Source organism: Streptomyces sp. NPDC052236 (assembly GCF_044548015.1).
Classification (GTDB): Bacteria; Actinomycetota; Actinomycetes; order Streptomycetales; family Streptomycetaceae; genus Streptomyces.
Window position 1 is genome coordinate 425,833 of the sequence record NZ_JBIUBL010000002.1, and the last position, 13,311, is coordinate 439,143.

13 protein-coding genes are annotated in these 13,311 nt (G+C 71.3%); 8 read left to right on the forward strand and 5 right to left on the reverse strand.

The window, feature by feature from the left end; all coding sequences use genetic code 11:
• Positions 1 to 186: 186 nt before the first annotated feature.
• Together ACIHCQ_RS05930 and sigJ are read left to right on the forward strand one after the other, a co-directional pair.
• Complete coding sequence (locus tag ACIHCQ_RS05930; RefSeq protein WP_399658421.1) at positions 187 to 2,493, forward strand: hypothetical protein; 2,307 nt, start codon at positions 187 to 189, stop codon at positions 2,491 to 2,493.
• A 275-nt stretch (positions 2,494 to 2,768) separates the two neighbouring features.
• Entirely contained in the window at positions 2,769 to 3,647 is an 879-nt protein-coding gene (sigJ, locus tag ACIHCQ_RS05935) for an RNA polymerase sigma factor SigJ (protein ID WP_399658657.1), read from the forward strand.
• 3 nt (positions 3,648 to 3,650) lie between these two features.
• On the opposite strand, the gene ACIHCQ_RS05940 is transcribed toward sigJ, so the two are convergent.
• Positions 3,651 to 4,550 carry a transglutaminase-like domain-containing protein gene (locus ACIHCQ_RS05940; protein WP_399658422.1) on the reverse strand — a complete coding sequence of 300 codons (900 nt, stop codon included), beginning with the start codon at positions 4,548 to 4,550 and terminating at the stop codon, positions 3,651 to 3,653.
• 17 nt (positions 4,551 to 4,567) lie between these two features.
• Positions 4,568 to 5,569 (reverse strand): GNAT family N-acetyltransferase, encoded by a 1,002-nt coding sequence (locus ACIHCQ_RS05945; RefSeq protein WP_399658423.1) that lies wholly within the window; start codon positions 5,567 to 5,569, stop codon positions 4,568 to 4,570.
• A 113-nt stretch (positions 5,570 to 5,682) separates the two neighbouring features.
• Here ACIHCQ_RS05945 and fdxA point away from each other — a divergent pair, with 113 nt between their 5' ends.
• Complete coding sequence (gene fdxA, locus ACIHCQ_RS05950; protein ID WP_018089397.1) at positions 5,683 to 6,003, forward strand: ferredoxin; 321 nt, start codon at positions 5,683 to 5,685, stop codon at positions 6,001 to 6,003.
• A 72-nt stretch (positions 6,004 to 6,075) separates the two neighbouring features.
• Positions 6,076 to 7,227: a bifunctional succinyldiaminopimelate transaminase/glutamate-prephenate aminotransferase gene (locus ACIHCQ_RS05955; protein ID WP_399658424.1), complete on the forward strand. Its 1,152-nt coding sequence runs from the start codon at positions 6,076 to 6,078 to the stop codon at positions 7,225 to 7,227.
• A 113-nt stretch (positions 7,228 to 7,340) separates the two neighbouring features.
• Here the strand turns inward: ACIHCQ_RS05955 and ACIHCQ_RS05960 are convergent, their stop codons facing one another.
• Positions 7,341 to 7,787: an ATP-binding protein gene (locus tag ACIHCQ_RS05960; protein WP_399658425.1), complete on the reverse strand. Its 447-nt coding sequence runs from the start codon at positions 7,785 to 7,787 to the stop codon at positions 7,341 to 7,343.
• Positions 7,788 to 8,242: 455 nt separating this feature from the next.
• On the opposite strand from ACIHCQ_RS05960, the gene dapE reads away from it, so the two are divergent.
• The gene (gene dapE, locus ACIHCQ_RS05965) at positions 8,243 to 9,322 is read left to right on the forward strand and encodes a succinyl-diaminopimelate desuccinylase (RefSeq protein WP_399658426.1); all 1,080 of its coding nucleotides are present in this window, start codon (positions 8,243 to 8,245) and stop codon (positions 9,320 to 9,322) included.
• 79 nt (positions 9,323 to 9,401) lie between these two features.
• Positions 9,402 to 10,160, forward strand: coding sequence for a TIGR00730 family Rossman fold protein (locus tag ACIHCQ_RS05970; protein ID WP_399658427.1), 759 nt, complete (start codon positions 9,402 to 9,404; stop codon positions 10,158 to 10,160).
• 239 nt (positions 10,161 to 10,399) lie between these two features.
• Here the strand turns inward: ACIHCQ_RS05970 and folP are convergent, their stop codons facing one another.
• Positions 10,400 to 11,260: a dihydropteroate synthase gene (folP, locus tag ACIHCQ_RS05975; RefSeq protein ID WP_399658428.1), complete on the reverse strand. Its 861-nt coding sequence runs from the start codon at positions 11,258 to 11,260 to the stop codon at positions 10,400 to 10,402.
• 102 nt (positions 11,261 to 11,362) lie between these two features.
• On the opposite strand from folP, the gene ACIHCQ_RS05980 reads away from it, so the two are divergent.
• Positions 11,363 to 11,716, forward strand: coding sequence for a hypothetical protein (locus ACIHCQ_RS05980; RefSeq protein ID WP_399658429.1), 354 nt, complete (start codon positions 11,363 to 11,365; stop codon positions 11,714 to 11,716).
• Complete coding sequence (locus tag ACIHCQ_RS05985; protein WP_399658430.1) at positions 11,713 to 12,306, forward strand: DNA-3-methyladenine glycosylase I; 594 nt, start codon at positions 11,713 to 11,715, stop codon at positions 12,304 to 12,306. Before ACIHCQ_RS05980 ends, ACIHCQ_RS05985 begins: the two co-directional genes overlap by 4 nt.
• Here ACIHCQ_RS05985 and ACIHCQ_RS05990 read toward each other — a convergent pair.
• Positions 12,303 to 13,103, reverse strand: a complete 801-nt coding sequence (locus tag ACIHCQ_RS05990; RefSeq protein ID WP_399658431.1) for an enoyl-CoA hydratase/isomerase family protein — start codon at positions 13,101 to 13,103, stop codon at positions 12,303 to 12,305. The genes ACIHCQ_RS05985 and ACIHCQ_RS05990 overlap by 4 nt on opposite strands.
• Between the last annotated feature and the right edge of the window lie 208 nt (positions 13,104 to 13,311).

Consider the following 13,311-nt stretch of genomic DNA (forward strand, 5'->3'; position numbering starts at 1 on the left):
GTGGGCGCCTCCAGGCCGGAGAGTGACTGAACTGACCATGCCCGTACGGTCGGCGGAACGTCGCTTTCCATAGTCCCGGGGGTGTCTGTCGGCGGCGGCCAGTATGGTGGAGCGCGCCGCCGAGCCGCCCGCAGTAGTTGCTGTCCAGTAAGAAGCGGGCGGCGGAGCCAACCGGGAGAACCTGCTTTGAGTCGTGAAACTGACAGTTCGTCCGCCGGGCCCCACGGGCGCGGTGGAGCCGCGTACCCCTCGGGAACACCGCCGTACGGATCCCGCCAGTATCCGTCGCCGCATCCCACGCAGGACGCTCCGGTCCTCGGAGACGCCGATGCGGCCGTGGAGCCGCAGCCGGACGAGCCGAGGACCGAGACCACGCTGACGACGCGGATCCGGATCAACATCCCGGGTTCGCGGCCGATCCCGCCGGTCGTCATGCGTACGCCGATGAGCGACGTGGATGCTCCGGCGAAGCCGGAGAGACAGGACAGCTCTCAAACGGGCAGCACCCCGCGGCCCGATGTGACGCAGGAGATGGCTCTGCCCGTGGCGGAGCCGCAGGCCGAGGGGAAGGCCCCGAGCGACTGGTTCGCGCCGCGCAAGGCCGGTTCGGGTCCCGCGCCGGGGCCGGGCGCCGGTCCGGCAGGTGCGAACGGGCTGGGCGGCAATGGGGCAGGTCTGGCGGCCTCGGCCGCGCAGCCCTCCGTACCCTCACCCTCACCTTCTGCGCCCGCTGGTCCGGGTGCCGGGCTGCCGTACTTCTCCGAGGGGCAGCAGGGCGGCCCCGGCGCGCCGCGCAGCGGCGGTTCGCTGAGCGACCTGGCCGCGGGCGCCGAAGGCCCGCCGTCCGGCGCGAACCGCTTCCCTCCTGGGAGCTTCGCAAAGCCCCCAGGGGCGGCAGGAAGCGGTACGCCTCCGCTGGGCGTCCGTCCGCCGGGTTCGCCGGAGCGCCCGCTCGGCCCCACCGGGCCGACCACGGGACCGGTCACCGGCACCATGCCGCTGCCCCCGCGCCCCAGCGGCAAGCGCAGGGCGGCAGGCTCTGGTTCCGTAGGCCCTGGTTCCGCAGGCCCCGGTTCCGCCGGTCCGGGTCCCGTCGGCCCCGGTTCCACAGGCCCCGGTCCTGTCGGGCCCGGCCCCGGAGGTCCGGGTCCTGTCGGGCCCGGCGGCCCCGGCACAGCGCCCCGGATGTCCGACGACACCGCCGTCCTCACCCCGCAGAAGCCCGGCCTCGGCGCCGGCAGCAGCGGCGGCGGCCATGTCTCCGGGGACACGCTGACCAGCGGCATCCCCGTCGTCCCGCCGGAGCACCGTTCGCCCTTCCCGCCGCTCGGCAACCCGCTCTCCGGACCGCAGGGTTCCGCTCCCGGCGCCCCCGGCTCGGGACCGAACCCGCTGCTGTCCCAGGGCCCCGGCCCGCAGGGTTCCGACCAGGGCGGCTTCTCCGCACCGGAGTTCCCGGCCGGTACGGGAGGCGGCCCCGGCAGCCCTGCCGCGGCCAAGCCCAAGCCCGCACCCGCAGCAACCTCCCGGTCCGCGCCCGCCAAGAAGAAGGGCCGCTCCAAGCTGGTGCTCGCGGCGGTCGCGGTGGTCACTCTGGCCGGTATCGCGTACGGCGCCGGCCTGCTGCTCAACCACTCCGACGTACCCAAGAGCACCACAGTGCTCGGCGTGGACATCGGCGGCGGCACCAGGGACCAGGCGGTCAACAAGCTCGACGCCGCCCTCGGCAAGCGCGCAGTCAGCCCGCTCCAGCTCACGGTGGGTGGCAAGCAGGAGCAGCTCGCCCCGGACAAGGCCGGGCTCTCCCTGGACAGCCAGGCCACGGTCCGCGCCGCCGCGGGCAGCGACTACAACCCGATCTCGGTGATCGGTTCCCTCTTCGGCGGCGAACGCGTCGCCGAACCGGTGATCCTGGTCGACGAGGAGAAGCTGAGCGTCGCGCTCACCGACCTGGCGGGCGTCTCGGGCTCGGCCACCGAAGGCACGATAAAATTCGAGCCGGGCAAGGCCGTCGCAGTACCTGGCAAGGCGGGCCAGACACTGGACGTGGGCCGCTCGATGATCTCGGTCAAGGACGCCTACCGCGCCCAGGTCGAGACGGGCCGTCCGGACGTCGTGGAGCTGCCGGTCACCACCCGTGAGCCGAGTATCGGCCAGGCCGAACTGGACCGGGCGATGAAGGAATTCGCGGAGCCCGCGATGTCCGAGGTGATCACCATCAAGGCGGGCGGCGAATCGATCGATTTCGGCCCGCAGAAGTCGCTGCCGAAGATCCTTTCGATGAAGGTGATCGACGGCAAGCTGGTCGAGTACTACGACAAGAAGGCGATCATCGAGCTGCTGGACGGGGCTTTCGACGGCGTCACGATCACCAGGGCCGACGGCAAGAAGCACCCGGTCGCCGCGGAGGACGTCGTCCAGGCCATGCGGCCGGCCCTGCGCGGCAAGACACCCGAGGAGCGCGTCAGCGTGATCGACCTGGACCCCAGCTAGCCGTCCGACGCCTCAATCGCCGGCGAGGCTTGAGTTGCCGGTGGCCCGGCAACTCAAGCCCGTCTGGGGGTACCTCCCATGCCGAAGGCTATGGGGGAGATTGAGGACACCGCCCGAAGGGCGGTACGGGGTCTGGGGCGGAGCCCCCAGTTACGGGAAAGGGCGGGGTGGGGGCAAGCCCGCCGCAGGCGCACCCCGCACCCCACCCCGCACAGGCCGCCCCCGCCGCGCTGTCACAACTGACCGGTCCGTTCCGTCATCGCTACGTCACCGCACTGAGGAGATGGGACCGATGGACGGATACGGCCGAGCGTTTCGAGACGCACCGGCCTCACCTGCGGGCCGTCGCCTACCGGATGCTCGGCTCGCTCAGCGAGGCGGAGGACGCCGTACAGGAGGCCTGGCTCAAGGTCAGCCGCTCCGACACCGACGACGTCCAGAATCTCGGCGGCTGGCTGACGACCGTGGTCGGCCGGGTGTGCCTGGACATGCTGCGCTCGCGCGTCTCGCGGCGCGAGGAGCCGCTGGGCGTGCGCCTGCCCGATCCCCTCGTGAGCCCCGCTGACGGCGTCGACCCCGAACACGAAGCGCTGCTCGCCGACTCCGTCGGCCTCGCGCTGATCGTCGTCCTTGAAACGCTGGCCCCCGCCGAGCGCCTCGCCTTTGTGCTGCACGACCTGTTCGCCGTGCCCTTTGACGAGATCGCCCCCGTCGTCGGCCGCACCCCGGCCGCGTCGCGCCAGCTCGCCAGCCGCGCCCGCCGCCGGGTGCAGGGAGCGGCCCCGGCGCCCGACACCGACCTCACCCGCCAGCGCGAAATCGTCGACGCCTTCCTCGCGGCGGCCCGCGGCGGCGATTTCGAGGCGCTCGTCGCGGTCCTCGACCCGGATGTCGTGGTGCGCTCCGACGGCGGCGTTCTGCGCCCCGGAAGCGTGATCCGCGGCGCCACGACCGTGGCCGGGCGGGCCATTACCTTCGCGCGGCTCGCCGAGATCGCGCAGCCCGCGTTCATCAATGGAGCGCCGGGAGTCGTCGCGTACGCGGAGGGGCAGCCGGTCTCGGTCATGGCGTTCACGATCAGGCACGACAAGATCGTCGCGATCGACACCCTCAACGATCCCGAACGCCTGCGCCGTCTCGACCTGAAGGTCTAGCGCTCAGTTCAGCATCGCCCGTGCCGCCCGCGCCTTTCGCCTGATCGCGTCCGCCGTCGCGCCGTCCACCGCCGCCACCACCTCCGCGTACGCGTCCATCTCCGCCGCCCCCGTCAGGAAGTCCCCGCGCTGTACGAGCAGCTGGGCGCGCTCGTACCGCAGCCGCGCCGGGTGCGAAGGCAGCAGAAGGGACAGTTCGACCGCCCAGAGCGCCACATCCGAGCGCTCCGGGCGGGCCGCCGCCCAGGTGCGGATGTTGTTCAGGATGCGCAGGACCACTTCGAGCGGGTCCGCGGGCGTCAGCATCGACGGGTCGAGCGGCGCCCCTGTCGCACCGGCGACCAGCAGCTCCGCGTCCGGCCCCGTCAGGATGCGCCCGCCCGCGAAGGGGTCCGCGAGCACCTGCTCGTCCGATGCGGAGGAAGACGAGGAGGCGGACGTGGACGTAGGCGGGTCGCCGAAGCCGACCACGAAGTGACCCGGCAGCGCGACCCCGTACACCGGCGCGCCGGCCCGGCGGGCGACCTCGATCCAGACCACCGACAGGAGGATCGGCAGGCCACGGCGGCGGCGCAGCACCTCATGCAGCAGCGAGGACTCCAGACGCTGATAGTCGGCAGGAGACCCCCGGAAATCGCAGCGCGCCCCGAGGAGTTCGGTCAGCGCCGCCGCCCACGCGCGCGGCCCGACCAGGCCGTAGGGCAACATCCCGGCGAGCCGGTCCAGTTCGATCTGGGCCGCGTCCATCGTGGCCTCGTCCACGGACGGGTCCGCCTCCGCGCCCACCAGCAGGCACAGCAGGGCGAGGTCGGGCCGCTCCGAGCGAGCCTCCTCGGCGAACCGCCGCCGTCGGTCGGCGGGCCTGTCGGGGCGTGGGGGCTGGTCGGGTGATTCGTCGTGCATATGCGTTTCGTACCCGCCTACGGGGATCGGAAGTGGTGGTAGAAGTGGTGGGTCTCAAAGCCCATCCCCTCGTACAACGCGCGAGCCCCGCCGTTGTCGTCCTCGACCTGGAGCCAGGCCGCCGATGCGCCCTCCTCCAGCGCGCGCCGCGCCAGCGCGCCCATCACCGCGGTCGCGAGCCCCTGACGCCGGTACGCCGGGTCCACCTCCACCGCCATGAACCCCGCCCAACGGCCGTCGACCACACACCGGCCGATCGCCGCGAGGGACTCGCCCTCGCCAGGTATGGCGGCGAACCACACCGAAGGACCGCTGCCCAGCACCTTCAGCACATGTGGCCCGGCCACACTGGACCGCTGGTAGCGCTGTAGCCAGGCGGCGTCGCAGGTCCGCGTGAGCCGGACCCGGGCGACGTCCAGGTGATCTCCCTGGTCGCCGACAGGGGCCAGGGCTCCGATCCGTACCTCCGCCGAGACCTCGCGCCGCCACCCGCGCGCCGCCAGCTCCGCGCAGAGCCCCTCCTGCGTCCCCGCCGCCCCGGTCGCGGCCTGAACGTACGGGGGCAGGCCCCGCTCCTCGTACCACGCACGCACCCGTGCCAGCGCCGTATCGAGCGGCGCACCCGGGTCACCGAGCGGCAGCACCGAATTGGCGCGCCGGGTGAACCCGGACGACGCGCGCAGCTGCCAGTCGCCGAGCCGCTCGCTCTCCACCGGCTGCCAGGCGCGCGCCGTCACCCGCGCGAGCTCCTCGAAATCCGCCGCGGGCCCCCTCCGCCGGGCGGGCGCGGCGGGTACGACCTTGCCCGCGACGAGCGTCGATTCCGGGATGCGGACGGTTTCGCCGGTCCGTCGGGTGATCAGCAGCACACCCTCGTCCCAGGATGTGAGAACACCGACCGTGTCGGTGAACCTGCCGCCCGTGACCCCCGGACCGGTCAAGCACCGCACCGACACTCGTTTACCCACGTCAACAGGTGTAATACGGACTTTGAGGCGTCCGCCGCCGGTGAATTCCACAGCTCTGCGAGCCCCTCATGTTCGGATCCGTCCCAAGAACGGAGATACTAGAGGCGGGCATCGACGACGCCGCGCTCCCGCGCAAGCCAGCCCTACCGAGGAGGAACGACAGCGTGACCTACGTCATCGCGCAGCCTTGTGTCGACGTCAAGGACAAGGCGTGCATCGAGGAGTGCCCCGTCGACTGCATCTACGAGGGCTCCAGGTCCTTGTACATCCACCCGGACGAATGCGTCGACTGCGGGGCTTGTGAGCCGGTCTGCCCGGTGGAGGCGATCTTCTACGAGGATGACACCCCGGAGGAGTGGAAGGACTACTACAAGGCGAACGTCGAGTTCTTCGACGAACTCGGCTCGCCCGGTGGTGCCTCCAAGCTTGGCCTGATCGAGCGGGACCACCCCTTCATCGCCGCGTTGCCGCCGCAGAACCAGTAGCCAGTAGCCAGTAGGACCCGGTCCCGTGCGGTTCGTCGTCCGTACGGGACCGAGGCGTCTCACGCCGCACGCATGAGCCGCACGCATGAGCAGAGAAAGAGAACAGAGAAAGAGAAGCCTGTGTCCGCTGCGTCCGCAGTCTCTTCCCGCCTCCCCGCCTTTCCCTGGGACAAGCTGGAGCCGTACAAGGCGACGGCCGCGGCCCACCCGGACGGCATCGTGGACCTCTCCGTCGGCACCCCCGTCGACCCCGTCCCCGAGCTGATCCAGCAGGCCCTCAGCGCGGCCGCCGACTCGCCCGGGTATCCGACGGTGTGGGGGACGGCGGCGCTGCGTGACGCGCTCACCGGCTGGGTCGAGCGGCGGCTCGGCGCCGTCGGCGTCACCCACACGAACGTACTGCCCGTCGTCGGCTCCAAGGAGTTGGTGGCCTGGCTGCCGACGCAGCTGGGCCTGGGCCCCGGCGACAAGGTCGCCTACCCGCGCCTCGCCTACCCGACGTACGAGATCGGCGCGCGGCTGGCCCGTGCGGAGCCCGTGGCCTACGACGACCCGACGCAGCTCGACCCTGCCGGACTGAAGCTGCTCTGGCTCAACTCGCCCTCCAACCCGACCGGCCGGGTGCTGGCCAAGGACGAGCTGATCCGTATCGTCGCCTGGGCGCGCGCCCACGGCGTACTGGTCTTCAGCGACGAGTGCTACCTGGAGCTGGGCTGGGAGGCGGAGCCGGTCTCGGTGCTGCACCCGGATGTGTGCGGTGGTACGTACGGGGGCGTCGTGGCCGTCCACTCGCTGTCCAAGCGCTCCAACCTGGCCGGGTACCGCGCCGCCTTCGCGGCGGGCGACGCGAGCGTGCTCGGCGAGCTGCTCCAGATCCGCAAGCACGGCGGGATGATGACCCCGGCGCCGGTGCAGGCCGCCACCGTCGCGGCGCTCGGCGACGACACGCACGTCTCGGAACAGCGGGCGCGGTACGTGGCCCGGCGGGAGGCGCTGCGTACGGCCCTGGAAGCGCACGGCTTCCGCATCGAGCACAGCGAGGCCAGCCTCTACCTGTGGGCGACGCGCGACGAACCGTGCTGGGACACGGTGGCGCACCTGGCGCGGCTGGGCATCCTGGTCGCGCCGGGCGACTTCTACGGAACGGCGGGGGAGCGGTTCGTACGGGTGGCGTTCACCGCGACGGACGAGCGGGTCGAGGCCGCGGTCAAGCGCCTGGGCTGAGGCGGCGACACGGCACGCGCGGCACGCGGCTGACGCGGCGCACACGGGAGAGGGGCCCCGGGAGTACGTACTCCCGGGGCCCCTCTCCGTAGCCGCGTGCGCAACCGCGCGTGCTAGCCGCCGAGCGGCAGGGTGTTCAGCGGCAGCGAGCCGGCACCCAGGCCCTCGGCGCCGAGGGAGTCGGTCGGCAGGGTGCCGCCGCCCAGGGACTCGGTGGCGCTGCCCGCGGTCTTGCCGACGACCTTGCCGGCGCTCTGCGTGGTGTCACCGGTTACCTTGTGCGTGGCCGCTTTGCCCGCCTTGCCGACGGCCTTGCCCGCGGCCGGGACGGTCTGCTTGACCGCGTTGCCGCCGGCTTCGCCCGCCAGCTCCGTGGTCTTCTGCGAGGCACCGTCGACAGTGGAGCCGAGGGCCTCTGCGTCGAGCGCGGTCAGGCCGTCCAGGGGCGCCTGCGGAAGGGCCAGGGCGCTTGCGGAGCCGGCCGCACCGACCACGGGAGCTGCGCCCGCGGCGATGAGCAGCGCGGCACGGGCGATCCGACGGGTCAGGGGGAGGGACATGGTGCTCCTTGAGACGAGAAAGGACGTTGGGAATGGTGCCTGTCCTGGAGCCGGTTCCGCTGGCGGTCCGGCGCTCGGACGCAGTGACAACAGCTCGGAGGGAGGTAGAAGTTGCGGTGGATCAAAGTAAAGAATTGGTAATGTGTCGCATTATCGGCTCTGGATAAAGACGGGCAAACATTCCAATACGTAACGCCTTGCTGAACCGTCACTTCCCTTTTGGCGCAAGGGATTTGACGGGCGGGTCACTGACGGCGCGAACGGCCGGTCGACGCATGGTCCGGAGGTGGGCACGGTGCCTCGTACGGGGGAGGCCGTGGACTGCTGTGCGATGCGAATTCGGGTTTTGTCGCTGCTGGAATCGGCACCGGAATCGTCACCGGAACCGCACTGGAGCCGGTGCCGCAATCGATGTGGCTCCCGGGTGAGCAGCCCACCGCGTTAAGGTCGGGGTCATGCCCGAAACTGCGCTTGACCTCACCCTTGACGCCCCGGCGCTGACCGCGGACCTGGTCGACTTCCGCTCGGTGAGCGGCGAGGAGAAGCCCCTCGCCGACGCGATCGAGCAGGCCCTGCGCCGTCTGCCGCACCTCACCGTCGACCGGCACGGCAACAACGTCGTGGCCCGCACCGCCCTGGGGCGCGGCGAGCGCGTCATTCTCGCCGGGCACATCGACACGGTCCCGATTGCCGACAACGTACCGTCGCGGCTGGACGGGAACGGCGTGCTGTGGGGCTGCGGCACGAGCGACATGAAATCGGGCGTCGCTCTTCAGCTGCGGATTGCCGCGACCGTTCCCGAGCCCAATCGGGACATCACCTTCGTTTTCTACGACAACGAAGAGGTCGCCGCGCATCTCAGCGGTCTCGGCCGGGTGGCCGAAGCCCATCCGGAGTGGCTGGAGGGCGATTTCGCCGTCCTGCTAGAACCGTCCGACGCGCAGGTCGAGGGCGGCTGCCAGGGCACGCTGCGGGTCATTCTCCGTACGGCGGGGGAGCGGGCGCACTCCGCGCGCAGCTGGATGGGGTCGAACGCCATTCACACCGTCGCGCCGATCCTGGCGCGCCTCGCCGCGTACGAGCCGCGCCGGCCGGTCGTCGACGGACTGGAGTACCGGGAAGGGCTCAACGCGGTACGGATCGAGGGGGGCGCCGCCAACAACGTCATCCCCGACGCGTGTGCCGTGGTGGTCAACTACCGCTACGCGCCGGACCGGAGCATGGCGGAGGCCGAGGCGCATGTCCGCGAGGTCTTCGCGGAGTGCGACATCGCGGAGTTCATCGTGGACGACCACACGGGCGGCGCGCTGCCCGGCCTCTCGCACCCGGCCGCCGCGGCTTTCATGGAGGCGGTCGGCGGCACCGCGCAGCCGAAGTTCGGCTGGACGGACGTGGCGCGCTTCAGCGCGCTCGGGGTGCCCGCGGTCAATTACGGACCCGGTGACGCGCTCTTCGCGCACAAGCGGGACGAGCATGTGGCGGTGGAGAAGATCACCCACTGTGAACAGCGGCTCCGCGAATGGCTCACAGCCTGACCGCACATATTTCAACGTTCGTAACGTTCGTCGTCCTACCCTGGCTCAAGGCAATGATGTTCGGCGGAGGGAGCAGGTCATGAGCAACCCCGAGGGGATCGAGGGATTGCGGGCGCTGGAAGAGCAGCGACTGGGACCGGTACTGCGCCGCAGGGGACAGGTCCAGCAGGGCACCACGGATCAGCGGTTGCTGGACACGAAGGGCGACACGGAATGGGTGCACACCGATCCCTGGCGGGTCATGCGCATCCAGTCGGAGTTCGTGGAGGGCTTCGGCGCGCTGGCCGAACTCCCCAGTGCCATCAGCGTGTTCGGCTCGTCGCGCACGGCCGCGGGGACCGCTGAGTACGACGCCGGCATCCGCATCGGCACGGCGCTGGTCAACGCGGGCTTCGCGGTGATCACGGGCGGCGGCCCGGGAGCGATGGAGGCGGCGAACCGGGGCGCGCGGGAGGCGAAGGGCATCTCGGTCGGGCTCGGCATCGAGCTTCCTTACGAGCAGGGCCTCAACCCGCACGTCGATATCGGGGTTAACTTCCGCTACTTCTTCGTCCGCAAGACGATGTTCGTGAAGTACGCACAGGGGTTCGTGGTTCTGCCGGGCGGCCTCGGCACGCTGGACGAACTGTTCGAGGCCCTGACCCTGGTCCAGACCCGCAAGGTGACACGCTTCCCGATCGTGCTGTTCGGCACGGAGTACTGGAGCGGTTTGGTGGACTGGCTGCGGCACACGGTGGTGGCACAGGGGAAGGCGTCGGAGTCGGATCTGCTGCTGTTTCACGTCACGGATGAGGTGGAGGAAGCGGTGGAGCTGGTGACGAAGGAGACGGCCCGCTAGGGGAGCGGCTGCGCGTCGGGCCCTGGTCGGGGGCGCTGCCCCCGAACCCTCCCCCTACGCCTAGCGGCGTGGGAGGTGCCCCCAGCGCCTCAATCGCCGGCGGGGCTGGAGAATCCAGCCCGTCCGGCGTTTGAGGACCGGGGGTCTGGGGGCGGAGCCCCCAGTTACGGGAAGGCCCGCCGCACCCCGCACCACCGCACCCCGAACCCACCGCCACCCGCAAGCGCACGCCCCCGCTCCTACCCCAGCCCCCGCCTCCCCACCGCCGGCGCCCGGTGCCCCGCGATGGACGCCACCATGTCCAGCACCTGCTTCGTCTCCGCCACCTCGTGCACCCGGTACACCCGCGCCCCCAGCCACGCCGACACCGCCGTCGTCGCCAGCGTGCCGATCAGGCGCTCCTTCACCGGCTTGTCGATCGTCTCGCCGACGAAGTCCTTGTTCGACAGCGAGACCAGCACCGGCCAGCCCGTCTCCACCAGCTCCCCGAGCCGCCGCGTCGCTTCCAGGCTGTGCCGGGTGTTCTTCCCGAAGTCATGGCCCGGGTCGATCATGATCCCGTCCCGGCGGACGCCCAGCCCCACCGCCCGCTCGGCCAGCGAGACCGTCACCCGCAGAATGTCCGCCACCACGTCCTCGTACGTGATCCGGTGCGGCCGCGTCCGCGGCTCCGCGCCGCCCGCGTGCGTGCACACCAGGCCCGCTCCGTACCGCGCGGCCACCTCCGCCAGCTTGGGGTCCACCCCGCCCCACGCGTCGTTCAGCACGTCCGCGCCCGCCTCGCAGACCGCTTCGCCCACGTCATGCCGCCAGGTGTCGACGCTGATCACCACCTCCGGGTGGCGTCTGCGGACCTCGGCCACGAAGCCGACCGTGCGCCGCGCCTCCTCCTCGGCCGTCACCTCCTCCCCGGGTCCCGCCTTCACGCCGCCGATGTCGATGATGGCAGCGCCCTCTGACACCGCCTGCTCGACGCGGGCGAGAGCCGGCTCGTCGCGGAAGGTCGCGCCCTGGTCGTAGAAGGAGTCCGGCGTCCGGTTCACGATCGCCATGATCACCGGCTCCCGCGCGTCGAATTCGCGCCGTCCCAGCCGCAGCATCAGCGGTTTTCCTCCTCAGGTCGGTCGCCTGCGACCCTAACTGTCAGACCGCCGTGGCACGATCAGAGGCGGACGGTTTTCCGCTCGGTGAGAGGGTCGCTCGTGTTCTTGTTCTTGCTGATCGCCATGGTCGTGGTGGTCGCCGCGGTCACGCTCGCCGTGGTCGGCGGCGGCGACAGTGCGGCCCTGCCCGAGGCGGCGCCTGAGCAGTTGGTCGACCCGCTGCCGCAGACCCGCCCGGTCGGCCGCGCCGATGTCGAGGCGCTGCGGCTGCCCGTCGCGGTGCGCGGGTACCGGATGGTGGATGTTGACGATGTGCTGGGCCGCCTCGGCGCGGAGCTTGCCGAGCGGGACGCCCGTATCGCCGAGCTGGAATCCGCGCTGGCAGGCGCGCAGGCCACCGCGGTCGGCGGGCCCGACCTGTTCGCCAAGCCGGGCGAGGAGCGTGAGCAGTGAGCGGCGCCCTGCCGGGGCCCGACGGGAAGCTGCGCTGCCCCTGGGGCTTGTCCGCGGCGGACTATGTCGCGTATCACGACGAGGAGTGGGGCCGCCCGGTCCACGGCGACGATGCGCTGTTCGAGCGGCTCTGCCTGGAGGCCTTCCAGTCCGGCCTGTCCTGGATAACCATCCTGCGCAGACGCGAGGGCTTCCGCAGCGCCTTCGACGGCTTCAAGATCGCCTCGGTGGCGGAGTTCACCGACACCGACAAGGAGCGCCTCCTGGCCGACGCCGGGATCATCCGCAACCGCGCCAAGATCGACGCGACGGTGGCCAACGCGCGCGTGCTCGCCGACTGGTCGCCCGGCGAGCTGGACGAGCTGATCTGGTCGTACGCCCCGGATCCGGTGACGCGCCCTGTCCCGCACACCCTCGCCGACGTCCCCGCGGTCACCGATGAGTCCACGGCGCTGGCCAAGGCCCTCAAGAAGCGCTCCATACGCTTTGTCGGGCCGACGACGGCGTACGCCCTGATGCAGGCATGCGGTCTGGTCGACGACCACCTCAGCGACTGCGCGGCCCGCACCACGAGCCGTACCGCGACCTAGCGGCCGAGGTACTTCGGCTTCGCCTTGTCCAGGAACGCCTGGACCGCGATTCCGTGATCCTGTGACGCGCCCGCCCTGGCCTGGAGCTCCTCCTCCCGGGCCAGCGCCTCGCCCAGGGTGTGACCCGCGCCGTACGCCAGCGACTCCTTGAGCGCCGCGTACGCCACGGTCGGGCCCTCGGCCAGCGCGCGGGCCACCGCGGCCGCCTCGGCGGCCAGGTCCGCAGCCGGGACCAGCTTGTTCGCGATGCCCCAGTCCCGCGCCTCGTGCGCGGTGAACGAGCGCGGGAAGAGCAGCAGGTCGGCGGCGCGGCTCTGGCCGATCAGCCGGGGCAGCGTCCAGGACACCCCGGAGTCGGCGGTCAGCGCGACGCCCGCGAAGGCGGTGGTGAATGTGGCCGTTTCGGCGACCACCCGGTAGTCCGCGGCGAGGGCGAAGCCGAGTCCCGCGCCCGCCGCCACGCCGTTGACGCCGGCCACCACGGGCTTCGCCATGTCCGTGAGGGCGCGCACGATGGGGTTGTAGTGCTCCCGCACGGTGCTCATGGTGGCGCCGGTGCCCGCCTCGCGGTCGGCGGCGAGCAGGGCGATGTGCTCCTTGAGGTCCTGCCCCACGCAGAAGGCGCGCCCGGTCGCGGTGAGCAGGACCGCGCGTACGGCGGGGTCGGCGGCGGCCGCCTGTGCCGAGTCCCGGAGGGCCACCTTGGCCTCGGTGTTCATCGCGTTCATGGCCTCGGGCCGGTTGATCGTGATCGTCGCGAGTCCGTCGCTCACCTCGTACAGCACGGAGTCGGCCATGGCGGGGTCCCCTTTGGTTCGGCTGGTTCGGCTGGTCTGGCTTGTTCGGTTCGGTTTCGTTCGGTTCTACGGCTCAATCGCTGGTGCTCAGGGCCAGCATGGCGGAGATCGACGGGCCGAACATGTGACCTGCGTCAAACAATCGTGAGTGCCGGTTGGGTGCACGGCGGCGAAGTATCGCAGGCGGATCGCCGCTTTGGGTGGTTTT